The organism is Phytobacter diazotrophicus, from assembly GCF_052061655.1.
Classification (GTDB): domain Bacteria; phylum Pseudomonadota; class Gammaproteobacteria; order Enterobacterales; family Enterobacteriaceae; genus Phytobacter; species Phytobacter diazotrophicus.
In genome coordinates this window covers 4,363,673-4,387,639 of sequence record NZ_CM125428.1, presented here as the reverse complement: position 1 = coordinate 4,387,639, position 23,967 = coordinate 4,363,673, and the positions used below count along the sequence as shown (strand labels likewise).

Genomic DNA, 23,967 nt, shown 5'->3' with positions numbered 1-23,967 from the left:
CGGTATCATTATGCTCTTTCACGCTGCGGATGCGCACCACCGGACTGTATTTCAGCCAGTGGCGCACATCATGCAGCGGCGAGAATGGCTTTTCATTGCGCGCCCCCCATGAGTAAAGCCGTTTAACAGGTCACAAACTCAGGAGATATTCCGGTTGCTTTCTGCCCAGCACAGAAACGCGTCTTTCGGCAGCGCTTTGCTGTATAGCCAGCCCTGACCGTACTGTACGCCATGTTCGCTAAGCCATTTGAGCTGATCTTCGGTCTCGATACCTTCGGCCACCATCGCCAGCTTTAGCGCTTTGGCCATTTCGATGATATGAGTGGTCATGTTTTTGTATTCCAGCGCATCCACAAAGGATTTGTCGATTTTGATAATGTCGACATCCAGGTTTTGCAGATAACTGAGGCTGGAGTAACCCGTACCAAAATCGTCAATATAGATGGCATGTCCGGCCGCACGTAATGCTGTGATAGTGGGCATGCAGGTTGTGGGATCGGCAAAACCATGTTCGGTCACTTCCAGCGCGATTTGTGACGGCGAAATTTGCCAGTCATTAACCCGTTGCTGTAACTGTGCCGGAAGCGTCAGGGTTAAGAGATCGGAAGGCTCAAGGTTAATGGAGACATGCAGATCCGGGTTCTTCTGTAGCCAGGGCCCCATGTCCTCAAACACTTTTTCGATAATCACTTTTGTCAGTTGTGGCATCAGCCCCGTTTGTTCCGCCAGCGGAATAAAGGTGTCCGGCGCGAGGTAACTGCCATCCGACTGTCGCCAGCGGGCCAGCGCTTCCGCACCGACAATCTTCCCGTCTGCCAGCGTCACAATTGGCTGGTAGAACATCTCAATTTCCCGTGCGCGAATGGCGTCCTGCATACGGTGTTGCGGTGATTGCAGGCGACGCAGCATGCGCAATAAAAAGAAGGCCAGCACCAGGCTCAACAGCAGGCCAACGGGCAGCCAGATGATCAATAACCGATGCCAGCTCTCCTTAAGCGGCGTCAGCGATGCCCAGGTGATGATGGTCACCCCCAGTTCGGGCACCTGTAATGTATTCCACGCTTCGCCGCCGATAAGCCTTTGAGTGGGGGTATTGAGGTCAATCTGCTTTAGCATCTCCGGATCCAGCGTGCGGTTGCTGGCAATCACCCGTCCGCTGTTCGTCCCGACCAGCGCAATATTGATAGGCCATGGGCCATACGAAAGCACATCAATAAAGGAAAGTGGATCGGTAATAACAATATAGCGACGAGTGCCAAGGCCGACCATTGCACGAGTCAGGCCCAAATCGTTATGGCTGGTCAGCCAGGCACGAAAACCATCTTTAGTTACTCTTTGCGGCGCGGGAAAGGGAGCGCTGCTGCTGTTTCTTTCCAGTGAAGAACAAAGCGGGATCGTTCCTTCGAGGTAGATGACCTCCTGGACATAACGGAATGTATAAGAGATACGACGCATGGCCAGCAGGTGATCCTGACTACACGAAATACCATCGTAAGTTTCCAGTTGACGCAAGGCCGTTTTCCCCTGGCTAACCACGCGCTCAGCACGCATTTTTACCAATGCGGAGAAAGTATTGAGTTCGTTCATAAACGACTCTTCAGCCTGGCGATGCGCCAGCCAGACGCTTAAAGCCACCGGCAAGAGAACGGCGAACAGCAGTTCGCCTGTTATAAGGCTAACTAATCGTCGGTTTGTCATGACCAAAAATCCCTGTTTGATACTGAGAAACAAGCGTATTTAAGACCAGCAAGTGTTATAACACGCGTCAACGAGTGATTTCTTTCAGGAATTGCAGGGATGAAGAAAAAAGAATTTGTGACGCAGGATCTCTTAAGTAAAATTTATCAAAATAACGACGCCGGCCCACGCAAACTTCCCCCTGAAAGGCAGCTAGCCGAAGAGTATGGTGTCTCACGTTTTACCATCCGCCAGGCGCTCGAAAAGCTGGCAAGTATTGGCGTCGTGCGGATCGTACAAGGTTCCGGGATCTGGATTAACGAGCAGGCGCGCAACAACCCGCTGGTCTACAACTCCATCACTGAAAAGCGTTTCGATCAGATCCGTTTTCGGCTGATTAGCCTGCATAAGAAACGTCCTGACCGCGATGAGCAACAGATCTTTGGGCTGACGGATGACAGCTTTATCTGGCAATTTTGTCGACTGCGCTTCGTGGATGAAGAGGCCGTACAAATTGAAATCTCCCGTATGCCTGCTGCTGATTTTGCCGATCTGAATCAACAGATCATTGAGAGTTCACTGCAACAGTATGTCTTAGGCAAGGGGTATCAAATCTCACATATGCTGACGACCTACCGTGCGGTTAATGTGAGTCGTGAGCAGGCGGCGCTGCTGGGGTGCAAGAAAGGCAGCCCGGCGATGCACATCAGTAATCGCGGGATTCTGGAAGGCGGCAGGGTGTATGAAATTAGCGATATTATCGACATTAACTACACCTGCACCTATGTGATCCCGCATAACCGGGCAAATCTTGCCTTTCGTAAAGGCGACACCTGATTTACGGCGTGTGGATTGCGCCATCCGGCAGGCGACTTTGCGTCCATTCATGCGGACGGTACACCACCGGGTAACGCAGACCTTCCTCTTCATTAAAGGTCACGCCAATACCTGGCGCTTGCGGCGCATAGACAAAACCGTCTTTCACCACCGGAGCGCCGGGGAAGACGTTGTCGGTTTGTACGGAGCGTGGAATGTACTCCTGTATGGCCGCGTTATGCAGATGAATATTGAGGTGCGTATTCACCGCGACGCCAATGGGGGACATATCGCCCGGACCATGCCAGGCGAGGCGTACACCAAAGGCCTGACACAGTACGGCCAGTTTTAACGCCGGGGTGATGCCGCCGATTTGCGAAATATGGCAGCGAATAAAATCTATGCGCCGATTCACAATCACATCGTGCCACTCGGCCGGATTATTAAAGAGTTCCCCCATCGCCAGCGGCACGCAGCTATGCTGGCGTACCTGTTCAAGCCAGGCGCTCTGCTGCGGCGGTAAAATATCTTCAATGAAATAGGGCTGATACGGCTCAAGCTGCTTTGCCAGTTGTATCGCCTGCTGGGGGAAAAGACGTTCGTGCACATCATGCAGAATGTGCAGGCTAAAACCGTATTTTTCCCGCAGCGCCTTGAACATGGCGATGGTGTTGTCCATGTATTCTTGCTGATCGAACCTGGCGCCGGGCGTTGGGTTTTCCGGCGTATGTAACTGCGCTGGCGTGCCGCCATAGAAACCCAACTGGCAGCGAATATGGCGATAACCCTGTTCGTGCAGGTGGTCTACGCTGGCAAAGAGTTCCTCCAGTGTTTCGCCGCTGGCATGGCTGTAAGCGGCGATGGCATCCCGGGATTGCCCGCCAAGCAGTTGATAAAGCGGCATACCGGCTAGCTGGCCTTTGATATCCCATAGCGCCATATCGATGCCGGAAATCGCGTTATTCATCACCGGACCGTTTCGCCAGTAGGCATTGACGTTCATCATTTGCCAGAGGTCTTCAATGTGGTTGGCGTCACGGCCGATCAGAAGAGGCTTTAGATATTCATCGACCATGGTTTTGACCGCTAGCGGACGTTGCTGAAAGGTGGCGCAGCCGTGGCCTGTGATGCCTTTATCGGTCATTACCCGCACGGTAATCAGATTATGTCTGTCGGGACGAGTGATAAAACATTCGATATTGTTAATTACGGTTGGCGTCACTGGAAAACTCCTTTACAACGACGTGATATGCCGGAATGGGTATTATCATCTCCTTAATTTTGCGCTGAGGTAAACCGTTTTTTTAATAAATTTTTTGGTCAGTTATTTCTTTTTAATTTAATTAAAAACCATACCAATTTTGATTTTCATGCCTTTTAATTGACATGTGGCGGTGATTTGTGAAGTTCATCATATTTTATTGGTTTGTTTAGTTTTCTCTCTTTCTCTACCCTTGGATACAGATATTAAAACGACAATATTCCTGCAGGAGCATTTATGGGGACGCAAGAAGCCATCAACAATATTATCCGTCTGGTCGGTGGGCAGGATAATATCAACAATGTCTGGCACTGCATGACACGCTTACGCTTTGATCTGGTTGATGATAATAAAGTTGATCAAGGCGCTATCAAGGCATTGCCGGGGGTTCTGGGCGCACAACTGCAAAGCGACCAGTTCCAGATTGTTATCGGGCCGAAGGTTAATAGCTGGTATGAGCAAATGCTGACGGTGCTGGGAAAAGCCCCGCAAGGCGAGACGCATATCAAAGGGCGTAAAAGCCTGGTCTCGATGTTTATGGATACGGTATCCGGCGTTTTTGGCCCTATCGTGCCTGCGATTGCCGGTGCCGGGATGATTAAAGGCCTGCTGGCCGGGCTGATAGCCCTGAAAGTGGTGTCGGCGAAAAGCGACACCGTGGTGGTGATTGATTTGATCGCCAGCGGTGTCTTTTATTTCCTGCCGTTTTTCCTGGCGGTCTCGGCGGCTAAAATTTTCAAGACCAATGAATATCTGGCAGCGGCAGTCGCAGCCTGTCTGATGTATCCATCTCTAATCGATGCCGCAAAGGCCTTGGCGGCGCACCAGGAAGGGGCGGTGAGTGCCTTCTGGCTACTCAACGCACTACCGGTTTCAGTGTTTAACTACGCCTCAAGCGTCATTCCGGTCATTTTCTCTATTCTGGCGCTGAGCTATATCCATCGCTGGGTGGACAGAATAATGCCGGACGTATTAAAAACGGTCTTCACGCCTACGCTGACTTTGTTCCTGGGGGCGCTGGCTGCGCTGGTGATTATCGGGCCGATTGGGATCTGGTTGGGGAAAGCGCTGGCTTTCTTTATTCAGGGACTTTTCGGTATTTCAGCCAGTTTTGCCGGGCTGGTCGTGGGGGCCATTCGCCCGGTAGCCATTCTCACCGGCATGCATCACGCCATGACGCCCATCGCCCTGCAAAATTTTAGTGAGCATGGCTATGACATGCTGATGCCGATGATGTTTATGGCAAATATGGCGATTGCCGGTTCGACGTTCGCCATCTGGCGGATAAGTAAAAACCGTCAGGAGAGAACGGTGACTCTGTCGGCGGCGATCTCCGCGCTGTTGGGGATTACGGAACCCGCGCTCTTTGGTGTCCTTACGCGTTACAAAAAGGCGTTCATTGCCGCCACGGTGGCCAGTTCCCTGGCCTCTGCGTTTATCGCCTTCTTTGGCGTGCGGTTGTATGGCTATATTTTATCGAGCATTTTTAGCCTGCCGGCGTATATCGGCCCGTACTTCGTCTTTGCGCTCTCCGGGGTGGCGATGGCGCTGGTGCTCTCCTTCCTGCTGACCACTGTACTGGTCGGCAAAGACGCGGTGGAATAACTTACCGTCGGTGCGCCAGCCGGCGCACCAGGCGATCGCCTGCCATCTGCACCCCCTGTACCATTGCCAGTAAAATCACCACGGTACCCACCATCACCTGATCGTTAAAGCGCTGATAGCCATAACGAATAGCGAGATCGCCCAACCCACCGCCGCCAATAACGCCCGCCATAGATGAGAAGCCAATCAGCATCACAACGGTGAGCGTAATGCCCGCGAGCAGCGTTGGCAGCGCTTCGGGCAACAGGGCTTTCGCAATCACATGCCAGACGTTACCCCCCATCGACAAAATGGCTTCGATGCGTCCGTAATCCACCTCATCCAGCGCGCTTTCCGTAAGCCGTGCAAAGAAGGGAAACGCGCCAATGGTGATAGGCACTATCGCGGCGGTGCTGCCAAGAGTGGTACCGATCAGCAGGCGCGTGAAGGGGATAAGCGCTATCAACAACACGATAAATGGCAGCGAGCGACCGAAATTGACGACGGCCCCCAGTAGCGCATTGACACGTGGTAAGGGGAACAGGCCATCACGGCGCGAAAGAAACAGAATAACCCCCAGCGGCAGGCCGATCAGCACGGTAAACAGCGACGCCAAAGCAACCATGTATAACGTCTCCAGCGTGCCGTTGAGCAGCAGCGGCCAGAGGTCTTCCCAACTCATGCTACCCCGCATAAAGGCCTCCCGTTAAAACCGTGGCGGGCAAGGAAATCCTGCTCAGCCTGTGGATCGTGCAATAGCGCATGGCGCAGTTTGGACCAGGGCGCAACCAGCAGAGCGGCGATTTTGCCACTCTCCCGTACTTCGCCGTTTTCCAGCAGTGCCGCGTGATCGCACAGAGTTTTTACGACATCCAGTTCGTGGGTGATCAGCACGATGGTCAAATTCAGCTTCTGGTTGATGTCTGCCAGCAGCGCCAGGACAGACGCGGTGGTTTCCGGATCCAGTGCGCTGGTGGCTTCATCGCACAACAGCACATCCGGCCTTGCCGCCAGCGCCCGGGCGATACCGACACGCTGCTTTTGCCCACCGGAAAGTTGCGAAGGAAAAGCATCGGCTTTATCGCTCAAGCCCACCAGATGCAGTAGCTCTTCCACGCGTGCATGGCGCAGCGGTTTCGGCACGCCGGCGATCTCCAGCGGAACGGCGACGTTATCCGCCACCGTACGTGCGTGCAGCAAATTGAAGTGCTGGAAAATCATCCCGGTGCGCAGCCGATGCTCGCGCAGACCGGCTTTATCCAACTGTGTAATGTCGCTGCCGTTGATGATGATGCGGCCCGAAGTGGGCCGCTCCAGCAGATTCAGGCAGCGGATTAAGGTGCTTTTCCCCGCGCCGCTGCGGCCCAGGATGCCGTAAATAGCCCCTTTGGGGACATGCAGCGATACGTTGTTCAGCGCCGGTCGGCCTGTTCCGGCATAGGTTTTACTCAGCCCTTCAATATCAATCATGACTGCGGGGCAACCGGGATCACCGAGCCGTTGTAGGTTTTACGAATGAACTCTGCCACCTGTGGGGAGGTGAGATCTTTGGCCAGTTCTTTGATGCGTGGATCGTTTGCCAGCGACGGGTTGGTTACCAGAATATTGGCGTACGGGTTATGTTCCGCACTCTCCAGTCCCAGCGCATCTTTGGCGGGCGATAAACCCGCTTCCAGCGCGTAGTTGCCGTTGATCACCGCAAGGGCGACGTCATCCAGCGAGCGCGGGATCTGTGGGGATTCCACTTCGAGGATCTTTAAGTGTTTCGGGTTCTCAACGATATCTTTTGGTGTGGCCAGCGTGCTTGCCGGATCGGTAAATTTCGCATCCAGTTTGATTAACCCCTGGCTTTGCAGCAGGAACAGCGCACGGCTCAGGTTGGTGACATTATTCGGGACCGCGATGGTGGCGCCATCCGGTACCGATTTAAAATCTTTGTATTTGTGCGAATAGATGCCCAGTGGTTCGATATGTACCGTGGCGGCGACGGCAAAGGTTTTACCCAGCGCTTTTTCCTGGCTTTTCAGGTAAGGCACATGCTGGAAATAGTTGGCATCCACATCACCACTCGCCAGCAATTCATTGGCATTTGCGCCACTGGTCAGCTCAACGATTTTGATATCCAGTTTCGGATCCAGTTTTTTGACATAGTTCAGGATCTCCGCGTGTGGAACCGGGTCCGCTGCGATACGCAGTGCTTCTGCCTGTGCAGTACCCCATGCCAGAGAAAGAGACAACGCTACCCCTGCCAGTTTAAAAGCGGCATATTTCATGATGTTTTTCCTGTGTTGTTATGGTTTATACGATCAATTGTTCACTGCGCTCACGCAGTACATCGCGGTAATAACGTTCGGCGACATCCGGGTGCGAACGTAAACGCCCTTTCAGGTAGTTCCAGCCGACATCGCGTAAAAGTGGGTTTTGTGGATCGCTTTCCGGCCCTTGCGCCTCACGCGCCAGCGCTTCCGGCAGGGCGTAAACGGGAACCACGGCGTCCAGCTGTGCGCCAAGGAAAAAGGCAATCGACAGGCGGTCTTGTCCGGCGGGCGGCGATACCACACGGTGGACCGTGGCGCGTAAATAGCCATTGGTCGCCAGCTCCAGCAGCTCACCAATATTGACCACAAAACTACCCGGCAGCGGTACGGCGTCGATCCAGTGATCGGGGGAGACTTCGACCTGCAATCCTTTTTGCTCGTCCTGGAGCAGGAAACTCAGAAACCCAGAATCTTTGTGTGCGCCGACACCCTGATTACTCTGGGTGTTATCCTGGCCGGGATAGCGAATCAGCTTGATATGTTCATTGGGCTTGTCGCCATACAGTGCGTCGAAGGCATTAGCAGGCAGGCGCAGCGCTTCGGCAAAGGCACGCAGTAACACGATGGCCATCTCGGTCATCGATTTTTGCCAGTCGAGTAGCGTGGTCTTCAACTCTGGTTGCTCCGCTGGCCACAGGTTCGGCCCCTGCAAGCGCCGCCAGCGCGGGTCGCTGTCGCTCAACAGCAGTTCCGGGCGTTCCGCGCCGATATCGAACTGTTCTCGCCAGTCTGGTTTACCACGGGTGATTTCCGATGCCGCGCGGTTGTAGCCGCGAAAATGGGGGGAGTGAATCATCGCCACCTGCTGTTTTTGCTCATCGTTGAGGGCAAAAAAGCGGCGGGCTTCGTGTTGAACGGCGCGCTGCAGCTCGTCATTCACACCGTGATTAATAAGATAAAAAAAGCCGATGTCGCGTGCGCTGGTGCGCAGCTGATCGAGAAAGGCATCACGTTCAGCGGGGTTGAAGTAGCGGGCCAGATCGAGGATGGGTAATGTTGTCGCGTTCATTGTGTTCTCCGAATAGTCGTTCGCAGGTGATCATTTTTAGAGTCCGGGGTTGGGCACAACAGCAGCGCATCATGATGCTTTCCTCACAAGTGATTTAGGTTCAGCTTGCCTTAAGGCAAAAAAATCAACCAATAACATTCTTTTCTAATTTATGACCGTGCAGGGTTCGTTGCTTTTGCGAAAAATGCATTTAGCGCAGGAGTTGCTTAGGGAAAAGAATTTCGCTAGACTTTTGTTATATTATAACAATACATGCGAGAGCAAAATGAAACCTGATATCCATCCGCACTACCGCACGGTAGTGTTTCATGACACCAGCGCGAACGAATATTTTAAAGTCGGTTCGACGATCAAAACCGATCGCGAGATTGAACTGGAAGGGGTGACATACCCTTACGTGACTATTGACGTCTCTTCTGTTTCCCATCCGTATTACACCGGTAAACAGAAAGTGGTGGGCAATGAGGGAAGCGCGGCGCGTTTCCAGCAGCGCTATGGGCGTTTTATTGGCGCGAAAAGAGGCTAACGCATGCAGGTACTGAACTCGTTACGCAGTGCGAAGCAACGCCACCCTGACTGCCAGATAGTCAAGCGCAAGGGGCGTTTGTATGTGATTTGCAAATCCAATCCGCGTTTTAAAGCTGTGCAGGGAAGAAAGAAAAAGCGTTAATCGCGCAGGCTCTCAAGGGATTGCAACTGTTTGCCGTCGGTAGTGAAATTTCCGGCGGCAAGCCACTGTCGAAACGCCTTATCCAGGCGTGGCCATTCGCTATCAATAATAGAAAACCAGTCGGTATCCCGATTGTGCCCTTTCTGAACCAGCGCCTGACGAAATCGCCCTTCATACTGAAAACCCAACCGAAGTGCGGCACGACGGGACGGTTCGTTCAGGCTATTACATTTCCATTCGTAGCGGCGATACCCCAGCGTCTCCAGGGCATATCGCATCAATAGCCACTGCGCTTCCGTAGAGGCGCGGGTGCGCATAAGCAGAGGAGAGAAATGCACGCTGCCCACCTCAATGACGCCATTGGCGGCGTCAATACGCATGAGCGAAAGTGTACCGACAGGCGACTGAGTGCGGTTATCGATAACCGTGAAATAAACAGGATCCTTTAATTCACAGACGTTTGTTACCCATGCGGTGAAGGCGTCGGGATCGGTTTCCGGTTCACGCAGCAGCCAGGTCCAGCTTCGGTCATCTCCGGCCAGACGATGGGCGGCAAACAGTGCCGGTGCGTGTTCGACCCTCAGCGGCTCCAGGCGGCAATACTGGCCTTCAAGCGTCACGCGTTCAGGAAAAGGGCGGGGCTGCCAGTCGGGAAGGGCATCACCCACGGGTTGTCCGTATTGATTCAGTTGGCTCATAGTGGCTCCTCTTTGCGATTCACCTAGCGTAGAATTTCACTGGTTCCATAAGAAGTGCCATCAAACTATCTTTTCATGGGTCCACTAAGGAGCGACGCGATGAATATTCCCGATGACGCTTTACAGGCACTGCTGCGCCCGGCGCTGGCTGAACGTGCCGGATTAACGCGGCAGCGGGCGTTATATATGGCACTGCGGAATGCTATCCGTAGTGGAACCTTAAAAGCGCATTCGCTGCTACCGGGCTCACGCGTGCTGGCAAAAACACTCGCCGTTTCCCGAAATACGGTAAATGCCGCGCTCGAACAACTCGCTATTGAGGGCTTCGTTCAGCGTGAAAGGCAGGGAACACGGGTATTAATGTTGGCCAGTGCGCCCACCGTACGTAACACGCCTGCTGCATCCCTCGCGCAACGGGTCCGGACCCTGCCGCAAGGGGTGACGCGACATTCCCCCGCACTTGCCTTCACACCCGGTCTACCGGCGGTGAACTATTTCCCCACGGCAATCTGGCGAAGGCTGAATGAGCGCGTCTGGCGTGACGAGGGCAGTGCGCTGCTGGGTTATGGCGAGTCTGGCGGAGAGCGGCGACTGCGCGCGGCTATCGCCCGACATCTCGCGCTGGCCAGAGGCATTCATTGTGAAGTCGAGCAGATTGTGATTACCGAAGGCGCCCAGGATGCGCTGATGTTATGCATTCATCTTCTCTGCGATCCTGGAAACAGTGCCTGGGTAGAAGAGCCGGGCTATAACGGCGCGAAAAGCGCTTTCCTGGCAGCCGGGTTGCAAGTGAAAGGGATCCCGGTGGATGAAGAAGGAATGACGCTGGCGGAGACGATAATGCCGCCGCGCATTATCTATACTTCGCCTTCACATCAATATCCGCTGGGCTATGTGATGAGTGCTGCCCGTCGTTTGCAGTTGCTGGAGACGGCCACGCGCGGCGGAAGTTGGATCATCGAAGATGACTATGACAGTGAGTTTCGCTATCACGGCGATCCGGTACCTGCCATGCTGGGAATGATCCCCAATCCACCGGTTGTCTATCTGGGAACATTCAGCAAGACGCTGTTTCCGTCGTTACGTATTGGTTTTATGGTGATGCCGCCTGCGTTGGCGAACGCGGCGGCACCGGTTATCAATAGTCTGTTGCGTGGCGGGCATCGTAGCGAGCAACTGGCTCTGGCACATTTTATTGAGGATGGTCACTACGCGCGTCATCTGGCGGCGATGCGCCGATTGTACCGTAAACGACAGGCACAATTGCGTGAGGCATTACAGAATGGTCTTGACCTGGAACATCGGGTGTTGGGAGGCGAGGGCGGGCTGCATTTGACGCTTTCAGTACCGGGAATCAATGACCTGAATGTTGTGCAAGAGGCGCGCGGGTTTGGCCTTGCGCCTCATGCATTAAGCCGTTTTTATTTACAGCCATCACCGGCATCAAGTGGGCTGGTTCTCGGGTACGGTAATACCTCAGCCAGCCTGTTTCCTGGCGGTGTTCGTACGCTGGCGCGGCTGGTTACGCAGTCTCAGGGCGGGTAAGGGTAAAGACATCGTAGAAAGAAAGTTCCCCCTTGCGGGATAACATCTGCTGGAGCTGGGTTTTACGCGCAGTATCGACCGCAGGCGAAGTAAGGATGGCGCTGATAAGCTCTTGCGGCACATAACGCGTGTTGTACCATTCGCCGTTATAGCAGACGCGAAAATCGAGCACATCGATATCTTCGTAGTGATAGCGTGGATAAACATCGAAGAAAAAGAAGCCATTCAATAAGACGAATAGCACTACCAGCAGCCAAACGGAGTCCACCAGTGTTTCTGATTGCAACATAACGGCAAGCGTGGCGAGCCAGGCTATATACATGCCGACAAACAGGCCTGGATGTTTGCGAATAAAACTGATGCTAAAGCGCGGACGATTGTCTCGCTTTTCGCGCTGGTTAATGTCGTCGATTGTTTCGCTGAGCAGCCGCTGGATCTCTGTCATCTCACGCCTTCGTCTTTGGGGATATACCGATTAGAGCGTATTTTAAGTTGCCATTTTGTGTGAAAAAAGTAACAGTTTATCGACAAAAAAAGATAACAGTTAAATTGCTTCACCCGGAATGGCTTTGATAACTCGGGCGGGGTTGCCACCGACCACCACATTCGGCGGAACGTCTTTTACGACCACCGCACCGGAGGCGATAACCGCATTATCGCCAATGGTCACGCCTGGATTGATTACCGCACGTCCACCAATCCAAACGTTATTGCCAATGCGAACCGGTTTGCCGTATTCGAGACCGCTATTGCGCGCGTTGGCTTCCAGCGGATGTGTTGCCGTATAGATATGTACACCTGGCGCTAACATGCAATTGTCGCCAATATGGATGGGGCAGACATCCAACATGACACAATCGAAATTGGCGTAGAATTCCTTACCCAGGAAAATATTGTAACCATAATCACAGCGAAAGTTTGGTTCGATATAAGCACCTGAACTTTGGCCGAGTAATGCAGCAAGAATCGTATTGCGTTCTGCTTTTTCGTTAGGGGCCGAATGGTTATAACGATGAAGCAGCTCTCTGGCATGCATGCGGTCAGCTCGCAGCGTATCGTCCGCAGGTCGATACGGTAAGCCGGAAATCATTTTAAGTTTTTCTTCACTCATGAAAAAAACGTGCGCCTGCTAATGCCGCTGGATAAAAAAATTAAAACCGCAAATAAACTCGGGAAGACTTAGCGTACAAATTTCCACACAGAAGGAGGGATTTTGTCATACAGTTTATTCATGGTTAGCTCAGCCAGACGATGATCGGCTGCTGAATAAAACACCGTCAGTTCATGGTCAGGCAGTTCGTATTTATTTTTTTCAATAACGCGTTCGAGCGTGTCAATTGTCTGACAACGTCGTAATCGCATCAAATAATCAATTTTGGTTAATGGCTTATCAGACATGATTTTACCTTTACTGGTTGAAATATTTAACAGGAGTGACTAACAGGGTTAGCCTTGCTCACATTGACGAAACAGCGGAACAATCGGTTTCCCGATTTACGCCATTTCTGCAAGTCTTGTGTGTTGATACCGTAGCTACTGAACAGCATAAACGTATCATCAAGGTATTCGTCTATCTGCTCAATCAGTTTATTATCTTCATTATACTTAATTTTATAATTAAGTGCGAAGGTTGCTATATGTTCAATCAACTCATTTAACTGCAAATTGATTGCCGAAGTAGGATCGTTAACCCATCCATGATGGCTTTCTTCAAGATTCAGGAGACAATCATGGTACAACGTTTCGCAGAGAAATTTAAGCTGCGCGATATCATGCCTTTTCGGCGAGTATTCGTCCATAACACATCCCCTTCTGAGTCGCTTTTTTTACTCACTGAACACTGCTCCGGGGTGGAAACGTCTGATCTGACCAGCAGCATATGCTGCTTTTCCTCATTGATTTAACTATAAGCCAGTCTTAAAAAGATTTCATTGCGCTATTACGAAAAATTACAATTATCGCGTTTTGCTCTCCGAAAATGGAGGGATCGCGCAGTTTATTATCATGTTTTATCTGAGAATTTCCGACGTCGAAATCAAAACTTTCCTTACTCTTCATTAGGTTAGTGAATGATATTGGATATTTAAGGTTATTTAAATATTCCAGAATCACTAATTACCAGGAATATTCTTACTTAAACTGATTGTACCAGATAATTAAGAATTTTACCTAAGCATATAAGACGCTCTCCCAATGGAGTATTAATTCTGTGCGCTATTACGACTGCACAAAATAAACAAAGAGACAATACGTACTTTTAATGATCAGAAAAATGAATATGAAAAAGGCCGCTTTCGCGGCCTTTGCATTCATGACTATCAGTGTTGCTCAACCTTATGGCTATGCTCAACGTCGTCACTTCTGCGACTAAAGCGGCGGCGCACCACCACAAAGAACACAGGAACGAAGAATATCGCCAGTACCGTTGCGGTAATCATACCGCCCATTACACCGGTACCTACGGCGTTTTGCGCACCCGAGCCTGCACCCGTACTGATAACCAGTGGCAGAACCCCAAGGATAAACGCCAGCGACGTCATCAGGATTGGACGCAGACGCATACGTACCGCTTCCAGGGTCGCTTCAATAAGCCCTTTGCCCTCTTTATCCATCAGATCTTTGGCGAATTCGACGATAAGTATCGCGTTCTTCGCCGACAAGCCAATGGTTGTCAGCAGGCCCACCTGGAAGTATACGTCGTTAGTCAGACCGCGTAAGGTCGCGGCCAGCAGCGCACCAACAACCCCGAGTGGGACCACCAGCATAACGGAGAACGGAATTGACCAGCTCTCGTACAGGGCTGCCAGACACAGGAATACCACGATCAAGGAAATGGCGTACAGCGCAGGCGCCTGGTTACCTGACAGACGTTCCTGATAGGACATACCCGTCCAGTCGTAGCCAATACCCGTCGGCAGTTTACCGGCCAGTTGTTCCATCATCGCCATTGCTTCACCGGTACTTTTACCCGGTGCAGCCTGGCCGAGGATTTCCATGGATGGCAAACCGTTATAGCGTTCCAGACGCGGAGAGCCGTACTCCCAGTGCGACGTCGCAAAGGCAGAGAAAGGCACCATCGAGCCGCTTGCCCCACGGACATACCAGTTACCGATATCGCTCGGCAGCATACGGTATTTCGCGTCAGACATAACGTACACTTTCTTCACACGACCACGGTCGATGAAGTCGTTGACGTAGCTACCGCCCCATGCTGCGCCTAGCGTGGTATTGATGTCACTTAATGAGACACCCAACGCCTGTGCTTTTTCCTGGTCGATATTGATTTTGAACTGGGGCGTATCTTCCAGGCCGTTCGGACGCACACCCACCAGCAGATCCGGATGTTGTGCAATCTCACCGAACAACTGGTTACGCGCCTGCATCAGCTTGTCATGCCCCAGGTTCGCCTGGTCAATCAGCTGGAAGTCAAAGCCGGTCGCCGTACCCAGTTCAACGATCGCTGGTAGGTTAAAGGCGAAGACCATCGCATCTTTAATTTGCGAGAAGTGTGCACTTGCACGACCTGCAATCGCCGGTACTTTGTTCTTCTCGCCCGGACGTTCATCCCAGTTTTTCAGCGACACGAACGCCAGACCGGTGTTCTGACCACGCCCGGAGAAGCCGAAGCCGTTAACGGTAAACACAGAGTTCACGTTATCTTTTTCGTTTTCCAGATAGTATTTAGACACTTCATCCAGCACTTTCTGCGTACGCTCTTGCGTCGCACCCGCCGGAAGCTGCGCCATGGTCAGGAACACACCCTGGTCCTCATCTGGCAGGAACGAACTCGGCAGACGAACAAACAGGATGGCCATACCAACCACGATAAGAACATAGAGCAGCAGGTAACGCCCCGTACTACGCAGAATGTTACCTACGCTGTCGGTGTAGTGGTGCGTGCTCTTATCAAATACGCGGTTAAACCAGCCAAAGAAACCTTTTTTGCCTTCACCGTGATCGCCTTTGGCAATCGGTTTAAGCATGGTCGCACAGAGCGCTGGCGTCAGGATTAACGCTACCAGCACAGAGAGCGCCATTGCCGAAACAATGGTGATAGAGAACTGACGGTAAATCGCACCGGTAGAACCACCGAAGAAGGCCATCGGGATAAATACCGCCGACAGAACCATCGCGATACCGACCAGTGCGCCCTGAATCTGGCCCATGGACTTACGCGTGGCTTCTTTTGGCGGCAAGCCCTCTTCGGACATGACACGCTCAACGTTCTCTACGACGACGATGGCGTCATCCACCAGCAAGCCTATCGCCAGCACCATACCAAACATGGTGAGGGTGTTTATCGAGTAACCAAATGCTGACAGTATGGCGAAGGTACCCAACAGGACGACTGGCACCGCGATGGTTGGAATCAGCGTTGCGCGGAAGTTCTGCAGGAACAGGTACATAACCAGGAATACCAGCACGATCGCTTCAACCAGCGTTTTCACCACTTCGTTAATCGAGATCTTAACGAACGGGGTGGTATCGTACGGATAAACCACTTTCAGCCCGTGCGGGAAGAAAGGTTCCAGTTTGGCAATAGTGGCGCGCACCGCATTTGCGGTATCCAGCGCGTTCGCGCCGGTTGCCAGCTTGATACCAAGACCGGATGCGGGTTGACCGTTGTAGCGTGCGATAACGTCGTAGTTTTCGCCGCCCAGCTCAATTCTTGCCACGTCACGCAGACGAACCTGCGAACCATCCTGGTTAACTTTCAGCAGGATCTTACCGAACTCTTCCGTGGAGGTCAGACGTGTTTGCGCGATGATAGAGGCGTTCAACTGCTGGCCTTTCACCGGCGGCGTCCCACCTAACTGACCTGCTGCGACCTGGGCGTTCTGCGCTTTAATAGCCGTAATGACATCAACAGGAGTCAACTGGAAGTTATTCAGTTTGTTCGGGTCCATCCAAATACGCATTGCATACTGCGCACCGAACAGCTGTACGTCACCCACACCTTTGGTACGGCTGACCGGGTCTTTCACGGTGGCGCCCACGTAGTCGGCAATATCTTCCTGCGTCATGGAACCATCGGTACTGATCATACCGAGAACCATCAGGAAGCTACTGGACGACTTCTCAACGCTCACACCCTGCTGCTGAACTTCCTGCGGCAATAATGGCATTGCCAGTTGCAGTTTGTTCTGCACCTGTACCTGGGCGATATCCGCGTCGGTACCAGAGTCAAAGGTGATGGTGATCTGTACCGTACCAGAGGAGTCACTGGTGGAGGACATATACAGCAGGCCATCGATACCGTTCATGTTCTGTTCGATAACCTGCGTAACGGTATCCTGCACCGTTTTTGCATCAGCACCTGGGTAGGACGCACTGATCTGAATTGCCGGTGGCGCAATTGTTGGATATTGCGCGACAGGCAGCTTCAGGATCGCCAGTCCCCCCGCAAGCATGATGATTATGGCGATCACCCAGGCAAATATGGGGCGATCAATAAAGAAATTTGGCATGTCTTAACGGCTCCTGTTTAAGTTAAGACTTAGACGGCTGTGACTGCGCGCCGGCCTGGGCTTGCTCTTTATTCTCAGCGGTCACTTCCTGTGCTTTTACCTGCGCACCGGGTCTTACTTTTTGAAGGCCTGTCACAATCACGCGATCGCCTGCTTTCAGGCCATCTGTCACCAGCCATTTATCGCCAATGGCCTGAGTCGCGGTGAGTTTACGAATTTCGACTTTATCGCCTTCACCCACGACCATCGCGGTAGCATCACCACGCGGGGTACGGGTCACACCCTGCTGTGGAACCAGCAGTGCATTAGGATTGGTACCTTCTTCAAGTTTCGCCCGTACGAACAGACCTGGCAGCAGCGTCATATCCGGGTTCGGGAAAATGGCACGCAGTGTGATAGAACCGGTAGTTTGATCAACAGTGACGTCAGAAAACTCCAGTGTACCGCTCTGCGGGTATTTCGTGCCGTCGTTGGTCACCAGCTCGACTTTCGCTTTACCGTTTTCCTGTTTCAGCGTGCCGTTCGCCAGTTCCTGTTTCAGCCGCAGGTAGTCATTGCTGGACTGTGTAACATCAACGTAGATCGGGTCGAGCTGCTGAACGGTTGCCAGAGCGGTTGTTTGCCCGGTCTGCACCAGCGCACCTTCGGTCACGGACGATTTACCAATACGGCCGCTGATCGGAGAGGTGACTTTGGTGTAAGCAAGGTTGATACGCGCGGTTTCAACTGCGGCTTTTGCCGCAACGACAGTCGCATCGGCCTGCTGTGCGTCAGCCTGAGCCGTATCATAATCTTGTTGGCTGATGTACTTGGTACCCAACAATTTCTGATAACGGGCAGCGGTCATGCGTGCGATATTTGCCGCAGCCTGCGCTTTTGCCAGATCGCCTTTCGCGCTTTCATAAGAAGCCTGATAAGTGGCCGGATCAATCTGATAAAGCGAGACACCCGCTTCTACATCACTACCTTCTGTGAAGTTGCGTTTTAAAATAATGCCACTGACCTGAGGACGGACTTCCGCAACGCGAAACGCGCTGGTTCTACCTGGAAGTTCGGTTGTGATCTGCAGAGGTTCTGTTTTTAGCGTGACGACGCCGACTTCTGGCGCCTGACCCGCAGCACCCTGCTGAGCGGGTTTTTCATCACATCCTGTAAGCGCTAAGCTGCCTGAAAGCATCAGAACGACCGCCAGAGGCGTTAACCCTCTGTTTTTGTTCATATGTAAACCTCGAGTGTCCGATTTCAAATTGATCAATGGATCAAATGTCCCAAACCCATTGCTGCGTTTATATTATCGTCATGCTATGGTACAAACATTCATAAATGTATGTAAATCTGACTCCTGTCAATTCACCAACATATGGCACGAAAAACCAAACAGCAGGCACAAGAGACACGCCAGCACATCCTTGATGTGGCCTTGCGTTTGTTCTCCCGGCAGGGCGTATCAGCGACCTCACTGGCAGATATTGCACAGGCAGCGGGGGTAACCCGTGGTGCGATTTACTGGCACTTCAAAAATAAGTCGGATTTATTCAGTGAAATCTGGGCGCTGTCAGAATCCAGCATCAGCGATCTCGAAACTGAGTATCGGGCAAAATTCCCTGACGATCCACTGTCAGTTTTAAGGGAAATTTTGGTCTATATCCTTGAAGCAACCGTAGTCGAAGAGCGTCGCCGACTCATGATGGAAATCATTTTTCACAAATGTGAGTTTGTTGGCGAAATGACGGTCTTGCAAGAGGCGCAGCGTAATTTGTGCCTGGAGAGTTACGACCGCATCGAGCATACACTTAATGAGTGCATTAAAGCCAAATTGCTTCCTGAGAGCTTACTCACCCGCCGGACTGCAGTACTGATGCGTGCCTATATTTCCGGTGTGATGGAGAATTGGCTTTTCTCGCCCCAATCTTTTGATTTAAAAAAAGAAGCCCGAGACTATGTCGCGATATTACTGGAGATGTGCCAGTTTTGTCCAACACTGCATAATAAAGCGTCAGGCCTTTCAGCCTGAGTCAGAATGAGCGGAAAAAGCGACTGCTAACATTACGTTACTAGGTTGTAACTTCACGGCGTGATATTCTTCGCGCGTGGCTAGCTTCGGCCATCTTTCCTGTTCACAGATTAATCACGCAAATGATGCTGCAATCCACACGCTCAAAAAGTGCGCTCCCGGTTTTGGCTGCCGCGCTGTTTTTTGTCCTTGCCTTTATTACAGGCAGTGCCCTCGCGGCCCCGACAAACAACGACTTACCCGCTCGCTCCGATGTCCAGAGTCAGCTCGACGCTCTGAATAAGCAAAAAGATCCCACCGCTACGGATAAACTGGTTATTCAGGATTTAACGGAAACCCTGGATGTTCTGGATAAAATTGAACGGGTTAAGCAGGAAACTGTTCTCTTAAAACAGAAAATCACCCAGGCGCCGGACAAACTGCGTCAGGCGACTGATGCCCTCAATGCGCTCAGTGATAAAGATAACGACGATGAAACGCGCAAAACGCTGGCAACGCTTTCTCTGCGTCAGCTTGAGTCGCGCGTGGCACAGTTACTGGACGACTTACAAACGGCTCAGAACGATTTATCGAATTATAACAGCCAGTTAGTCTCATTGCAGACGCAGCCGGAACGTGTGCAGAGTTCCATGTACACCGCTTCACAGCAGTTACAGCAAATCCGCAATCGTCTTAATGGCACGGCGGCAGGTGAGGGGGCTCTGCGTCCGACGCAGCAGACACTTTTACTTGCTCAACAGGCATTGCTGAATGCGCAAATCGAACAGTTGCGTAAGAGTCTCGAAGGTAATACAACGTTGCAGGACACACTGCAGAAACAGCGTGATTACACTACTGCGAACAGCAATCGCCTTGAACATCAACTGCAACTATTGCAGGAAGCCGTTAATAACAAGCGGCTGACGCTGACAGAAAAAACCGCCCAGGAAGCCGTAACGCCCGATGAAACCGCGCGTATCCAGGCGATGCCGTTAGTGAAGCAGGAACTGGACGTTAACCACCAGCTTAGCCAGAAGCTTATTACCGCGACAGAAAACGGTAACTCGCTGGTGCAGCAAAACATCAAAGTGAAAAACTGGCTTGACCGCGCGCTACAATCTGAGCGCAACGTGAAAGAGCAGATTTCAGTACTTAAAGGCAGCTTGCTGCTGTCGCGTATCCTTTATCAGCAACAACAAACGCTCCCTTCCGCTGATGAGCTTGAAGACATGACCAACCGCATTGCGGACCTGCGTCTGGAGCAGTTTGAAGTCAATCAACAGCGCGATGCCCTTTTCCAGAGCGATGCGTTCGTGGCAAAACTGGAAGAGGGGCATTCGAGTGAGGTTAACGACGAAGTGCATGACGCGCTGTTACAAGTCGTGGACATGCGTCGTGAACTGCTCGATCAACTGAATAAGCAGCTTGGTAATCAGCTGATGATGGCGATTAACCTGCAGGTTAATCAGCAGCAACTGATGAGCGTGTCGAAAAGCCTTCAGGAGATCCTGACGCAGCAAATTTTCTGGGTAAACAGTAACAAGCCGATGGACGGGGACTGGGTTAAATCTTTCCCACAGGCGCTGAAAGACCAGATAAGCAAAATGAAAATCACCGGTAACTGGGAAAAAGCCTGGCCTGCAATGGCCATTGCTTTCCTTACAGGCCTACCCCTGTTACTGATTGCAGGTTTAATTCGCTGGCGTCTTGGCTGGTTGCGCAGCTATCAGGCGCGTCTTGCGACCCAGGTTGGCCAGTTACGCAATGACAGTCAGTTACATACGCCGAAAGCGATTCTTATCGACCTCATTCGCGCGCTGCCTGTCTGCCTGATCATTCTGGCTATCGGCCTCATTTTACTGACGATGCAGCTCAATATCAGTGAACTGCTGTGGGCGTTCAGTAAAAAACTGACCGTATTCTGGCTGGTATTTGGCCTGTGCTGGAAGGTGCTGGAAAAAGACGGCGTGGCGGTAAACCACTTCAACATGCCGGAACAACTGACCAGCCACTGGCGTCGACAGATTGTGCGCATCAGCCTTGCGCTCCTGCCACTCCATTTTTGGTCCGTGGTCTCAGAGCTTTCGCCACTGCACTTGATGGATGATGTGCTTGGACAAACGGTGATTCTGCTTAACTTGCTGGTCATCACCGGGCTGGTATGGCCGATGTTCCGGGAAAGCTGGCGGGATAAAGAGTCTCACAGCATCCGTCTTATCACCATTACCGTTCTGGCGATTGTTCCGATAGCATTGATGGTGCTGACGGCAACCGGGTATTTCTATACAACGCTGCGCCTGGCCGGACGCTGGATTGAAACGGTCTATCTGGTCATCCTCTGGAACCTGCTTTACCAGACTGTGTTGCGTGGCCTGAGCGTTGCCGCGCGCCGTATTGCTTACCGTCGTGCGCTGGCCCGCCGCCAGAACCTGATAAAAGAGGGGGCCGAAGGCGCTGAGCCTCAGGAAGAGCCGGGTATAGCCCTGGAGCAGGTCAACCAGCAGACATTACGTATTACCATGTTGCTGATGATCGCCCTCTTTGGCGTCGTGTTCTGGGCGATTTGGTCGGATTTGATCACCGTTTTCGCTTACCTGGACAGCGTTGTCCTGTGGCACTACAACGGCACGGAAGCAGGCGTCGCCGCCGTAAAAAGCGTGACCATGGGGAGCATGCTGTTTGCCTTAATTGCCACGGTGGTGGCCTGGGCGCTAATTCGTAACTTACCGGGTTTGCTGGAAGTTATCGTTCTCTCGCGGTTGAACATGCGCCAGGGGGCGTCCTACGCCATTACCACCATTCTGAACTATGTCATCATTGCCGTTGGTGCGATGACGGTGTTCGGGTCGTTGGGTGTCTCATGGGACAAACTACAATGGCTGGCGGCAGCTCTCTCGGTTGGTCTGGGTTTTGGTTTACAAGAGATTTTCGGTAACTTTGTCTCCGGCCTGATTATCCTCTTCGAACGTCCGGTGCGTATTGGCGATACCGTCACCATCGGCACTTTCTCCGGGGCGGTAAGTAAGATCCGTATTCGTGCCACCACGATCACCGATTTTGACCGCAAAGAGGTCATTATTCCCAACAAGGCGTTTGTGACCGAACGTCTGATCAACTGGTCGCTGTCAGACACCATTACCCGCGTGGTCATCCGTCTGGGCGTGGCGTACGGCTCCGATCTGGATAAGGTGAAAGAGGTATTGTTAAAAGCGGCGATGGAGCATCCGAAGGTGATGCACGATCCGGAGCCGTCGGTGTTCTTTACCACCTTTGGCGCGAGTACGCTGGATCATGAACTGCGTCTGTATGTACGTGAACTGCGCGATCGTAGCTATACGGTGGATGAGCTAAACCGCACGATCGACAGACTGTGTCGTGAAAATAACATCAATATCGCCTTTAACCAGTTGGAAGTGCATTTACGCAATGCGAGCGGTGACGAGCATACGGAAGTGAAGCGCGAGCTGAAAGGCGACGATCCGACGCCTGCGCAGAGTTGATTCAGATATCTCTCTTGTCGTAGCCCCGGTAAGCGCTGGCGCCACCGGGGATTATTCCCGGATGGCGGCGTGACCGCCTGTTCCGGGCTACGGTTTTCTACTTCTCCCCGTGGGAGATAGCCGGGGTGAGGGCATCAGGCCGCACCAGGCTTAACCCTCACTCTCACTCACTTTGCGTTCAAAATCCCGCTGCACAATTTCCAGCGCTTTGAGCACGGTTTGCGGCGCAATAGCATGCTCTTCCAGCAGCATAATCAGATCGACCGCCAGCTTGACCTCATCCGGTGCATCTTCCAGCGACATACTCTCTCCTCGGGTTAACGTGTCAGGCGCGCCAGCACCCGCTCAATATTATCCAGCGCCTCGCGACAGCGGCGCAGCCTGCCTTCAAATACGGTGATTTCTTTATGTAATTGCTGCTGTTCGGCGAAAGTTTCGACCTTTGCCAGACGCGTTTCCCGCTCACGTTTCATCGCCATCAGACGTTGTTCGAATTCCTGATGTTGCAGTCGCTTACGCTGCCATTTTTGAATGCCGGGCGCGGAATTATCCCACTCACGCAGCGACCATGAGGCCGATTCGCGACTCAGGGCGGCAATCTGTGCCCCAAGGTGCTCTGCAAGCCATGCCACCTGCTCGATTTGCTGTGCGTCGACGGCATGGCGAAGCGCGCTCAGACTGTGCCGGGCTTCTTGCAGGCAGGCATCCATTGTGGTGCTACGTGTGCGGAACAGATGACGATCAAAACGTGGGCTCACCGTGGCGTGCTTTGCCTGAGGAGCGATTTGCCGCGCCAGCTCGTCCAGCTTTTGTTCCAGAGCCTGTAAAAGCAACGCGCTTCTCACGATTATCTCCCCTGTAAATGACGCCGACTATGCTACATTAGCCGCTCATCAATGATAATGATTCGCACTATGCAACGGACTATTTTAATCATCATTGGCTGGCTGGCGGTAGTGCTGGGTACTCTCGGCGTCGTTTTGCCATTGCTGCCGACCACGCCGTTTATTCTGCTGGCCGCCTGGTGCTTTGCGCGCTCGTCGCCCCGTTTTCATCAGTGGTTATTGTACCGTTCCTGGTTTGGCGGCTATTTGCGTCACTGGCAAACCTATAAAGCGATGCCGCCTGGCGCCAAACCCCGGGCCATCGCCGTGATACTGGTCACTTTCGCCATTTCGCTGTGGCTGGTGAAGATTATATGGGTGCGATTGCTGCTGCTGGCCATTTTGTCTTGCCTGCTGATTTTTATGTGGCGACTGCCCGTGATTGACGCAAAGCAACAAAAACCATAAAGCTCACCAATGTAAGTTGCAATTGTCGCGTTCTGCCAGTAAATTCGAGCGTTTTCGAGCACAGGCGCGACTGGTTAAATGTTAACCGCAGGTTACATGCGAAACCTCAGTGTGCGCCGTGAGTAACACCGTTTCT

The 23,967-nt window shown here is 52.4% G+C and carries 23 protein-coding genes; 8 read left to right on the top strand and 15 right to left on the bottom strand.

Annotated elements, in window-relative coordinates; translation table 11 throughout:
- Window positions 1-138: 138 nt before the first annotated feature.
- Window positions 139-1,698, bottom strand: a complete 1,560-nt coding sequence (gene pdeB / locus ACS0RQ_RS21445) for a cyclic di-3',5'-guanosine monophosphate phosphodiesterase PdeB (protein ID WP_334633786.1) — start codon at window positions 1,696-1,698, stop codon at window positions 139-141.
- 99 nt (window positions 1,699-1,797) lie between these two features.
- Here pdeB and ACS0RQ_RS21440 point away from each other — a divergent pair, with 99 nt between their 5' ends.
- Window positions 1,798-2,514: a GntR family transcriptional regulator gene (locus ACS0RQ_RS21440; protein WP_271850349.1), complete on the top strand. Its 717-nt coding sequence runs from the start codon at window positions 1,798-1,800 to the stop codon at window positions 2,512-2,514.
- A gap of 1 nt (window position 2,515) precedes the next feature.
- On the opposite strand, the gene ACS0RQ_RS21435 is transcribed toward ACS0RQ_RS21440, so the two are convergent.
- Window positions 2,516-3,715, bottom strand: a complete 1,200-nt coding sequence (locus tag ACS0RQ_RS21435) for an enolase C-terminal domain-like protein (protein WP_271850348.1) — start codon at window positions 3,713-3,715, stop codon at window positions 2,516-2,518.
- Between the two features lie 276 nt (window positions 3,716-3,991).
- On the opposite strand from ACS0RQ_RS21435, the gene ACS0RQ_RS21430 reads away from it, so the two are divergent.
- Complete coding sequence (locus tag ACS0RQ_RS21430) at window positions 3,992-5,359, top strand: PTS transporter subunit EIIC (RefSeq protein WP_079497550.1); 1,368 nt, start codon at window positions 3,992-3,994, stop codon at window positions 5,357-5,359.
- Between the two features lies 1 nt (window position 5,360).
- Here ACS0RQ_RS21430 and ACS0RQ_RS21425 read toward each other — a convergent pair whose 3' ends face one another.
- The 4 genes from ACS0RQ_RS21425 to ACS0RQ_RS21410 are packed head-to-tail and all read right to left on the bottom strand — an operon-like array spanning window position 5,361 to window position 8,665.
- Window positions 5,361-6,020, bottom strand: coding sequence for a methionine ABC transporter permease (locus ACS0RQ_RS21425; RefSeq protein ID WP_162303311.1), 660 nt, complete (start codon window positions 6,018-6,020; stop codon window positions 5,361-5,363).
- Complete coding sequence (locus ACS0RQ_RS21420; protein WP_271850347.1) at window positions 6,017-6,808, bottom strand: methionine ABC transporter ATP-binding protein; 792 nt, start codon at window positions 6,806-6,808, stop codon at window positions 6,017-6,019. The genes ACS0RQ_RS21425 and ACS0RQ_RS21420 overlap by 4 nt, the downstream gene beginning before the upstream one ends.
- Window positions 6,805-7,611, bottom strand: a complete 807-nt coding sequence (locus ACS0RQ_RS21415; protein ID WP_271850346.1) for a MetQ/NlpA family ABC transporter substrate-binding protein — start codon at window positions 7,609-7,611, stop codon at window positions 6,805-6,807. The genes ACS0RQ_RS21420 and ACS0RQ_RS21415 overlap by 4 nt, the downstream gene beginning before the upstream one ends.
- Before the next feature lie 25 nt (window positions 7,612-7,636).
- Window positions 7,637-8,665, bottom strand: a complete 1,029-nt coding sequence (locus ACS0RQ_RS21410) for an isopenicillin N synthase family dioxygenase (RefSeq protein WP_271850345.1) — start codon at window positions 8,663-8,665, stop codon at window positions 7,637-7,639.
- Window positions 8,666-8,930: 265 nt separating this feature from the next.
- Between ACS0RQ_RS21410 and ACS0RQ_RS21405 the strand changes: the two genes are divergently transcribed.
- Together ACS0RQ_RS21405 and ykgO are read left to right on the top strand one after the other, a co-directional pair.
- Entirely contained in the window at window positions 8,931-9,191 is a 261-nt protein-coding gene (locus ACS0RQ_RS21405) for a type B 50S ribosomal protein L31 (RefSeq protein WP_271850344.1), read from the top strand.
- A gap of 3 nt (window positions 9,192-9,194) precedes the next feature.
- Window positions 9,195-9,335 carry a type B 50S ribosomal protein L36 gene (gene ykgO / locus ACS0RQ_RS21400; RefSeq protein ID WP_006818844.1) on the top strand — a complete coding sequence of 47 codons (141 nt, stop codon included), beginning with the start codon at window positions 9,195-9,197 and terminating at the stop codon, window positions 9,333-9,335.
- On the opposite strand, the gene ACS0RQ_RS21395 is transcribed toward ykgO, so the two are convergent.
- Entirely contained in the window at window positions 9,332-10,033 is a 702-nt protein-coding gene (locus tag ACS0RQ_RS21395) for a GNAT family N-acetyltransferase (protein WP_271850343.1), read from the bottom strand. The genes ykgO and ACS0RQ_RS21395 overlap by 4 nt on opposite strands.
- A 99-nt stretch (window positions 10,034-10,132) precedes the next feature.
- Between ACS0RQ_RS21395 and pdxR the strand changes: the two genes are divergently transcribed.
- The gene (pdxR, locus tag ACS0RQ_RS21390; protein WP_271850342.1) at window positions 10,133-11,578 is read left to right on the top strand and encodes a MocR-like pyridoxine biosynthesis transcription factor PdxR; all 1,446 of its coding nucleotides are present in this window, start codon (window positions 10,133-10,135) and stop codon (window positions 11,576-11,578) included.
- Here the strand turns inward: pdxR and ACS0RQ_RS21385 are convergent.
- From ACS0RQ_RS21385 to acrA, 6 genes are all read right to left on the bottom strand, one after another.
- Window positions 11,556-12,023 carry a YlaC family protein gene (locus ACS0RQ_RS21385; protein WP_271850341.1) on the bottom strand — a complete coding sequence of 156 codons (468 nt, stop codon included), beginning with the start codon at window positions 12,021-12,023 and terminating at the stop codon, window positions 11,556-11,558. The two genes, pdxR and ACS0RQ_RS21385, sit on opposite strands and share 23 nt — an antisense overlap.
- A gap of 99 nt (window positions 12,024-12,122) precedes the next feature.
- A complete protein-coding gene (gene maa, locus ACS0RQ_RS21380; protein ID WP_271850340.1) occupies window positions 12,123-12,689 on the bottom strand; it encodes a maltose O-acetyltransferase in 567 nt (188 codons plus the stop codon).
- A 68-nt stretch (window positions 12,690-12,757) separates the two neighbouring features.
- Complete coding sequence (hha, locus tag ACS0RQ_RS21375) at window positions 12,758-12,976, bottom strand: hemolysin expression-modulating protein Hha (RefSeq protein WP_041852465.1); 219 nt, start codon at window positions 12,974-12,976, stop codon at window positions 12,758-12,760.
- A gap of 26 nt (window positions 12,977-13,002) precedes the next feature.
- Window positions 13,003-13,377, bottom strand: coding sequence for an Hha toxicity modulator TomB (gene tomB / locus ACS0RQ_RS21370; RefSeq protein WP_041852464.1), 375 nt, complete (start codon window positions 13,375-13,377; stop codon window positions 13,003-13,005).
- 519 nt (window positions 13,378-13,896) lie between these two features.
- A complete protein-coding gene (gene acrB, locus ACS0RQ_RS21365) occupies window positions 13,897-17,046 on the bottom strand; it encodes a multidrug efflux RND transporter permease subunit AcrB (RefSeq protein WP_125125202.1) in 3,150 nt (1,049 codons plus the stop codon).
- Between the two features lie 22 nt (window positions 17,047-17,068).
- Complete coding sequence (gene acrA, locus ACS0RQ_RS21360; protein ID WP_499079237.1) at window positions 17,069-18,265, bottom strand: multidrug efflux RND transporter periplasmic adaptor subunit AcrA; 1,197 nt, start codon at window positions 18,263-18,265, stop codon at window positions 17,069-17,071.
- Between the two features lie 141 nt (window positions 18,266-18,406).
- On the opposite strand from acrA, the gene acrR reads away from it, so the two are divergent.
- Window positions 18,407-19,060: a multidrug efflux transporter transcriptional repressor AcrR gene (gene acrR / locus ACS0RQ_RS21355; protein ID WP_041852461.1), complete on the top strand. Its 654-nt coding sequence runs from the start codon at window positions 18,407-18,409 to the stop codon at window positions 19,058-19,060.
- A 125-nt stretch (window positions 19,061-19,185) separates the two neighbouring features.
- On the top strand, window positions 19,186-22,539 hold the full coding sequence (gene mscK, locus ACS0RQ_RS21350) for a mechanosensitive channel MscK (protein ID WP_271850361.1): 3,354 nt from the start codon (window positions 19,186-19,188) through the stop codon (window positions 22,537-22,539).
- Between the two features lie 150 nt (window positions 22,540-22,689).
- On the opposite strand, the gene rsmS is transcribed toward mscK, so the two are convergent.
- Window positions 22,690-22,842: a pleiotropic regulatory protein RsmS gene (rsmS, locus tag ACS0RQ_RS21345; protein ID WP_271850338.1), complete on the bottom strand. Its 153-nt coding sequence runs from the start codon at window positions 22,840-22,842 to the stop codon at window positions 22,690-22,692.
- A gap of 14 nt (window positions 22,843-22,856) precedes the next feature.
- Window positions 22,857-23,384 (bottom strand): primosomal replication protein N'', encoded by a 528-nt coding sequence (priC, locus tag ACS0RQ_RS21340; RefSeq protein ID WP_271850337.1) that lies wholly within the window; start codon window positions 23,382-23,384, stop codon window positions 22,857-22,859.
- A gap of 69 nt (window positions 23,385-23,453) precedes the next feature.
- Between priC and ACS0RQ_RS21335 the strand changes: the two genes are divergently transcribed.
- Window positions 23,454-23,831 (top strand): DUF454 family protein, encoded by a 378-nt coding sequence (locus tag ACS0RQ_RS21335; RefSeq protein ID WP_271850336.1) that lies wholly within the window; start codon window positions 23,454-23,456, stop codon window positions 23,829-23,831.
- Window positions 23,832-23,967: the final 136 nt, after the last annotated feature.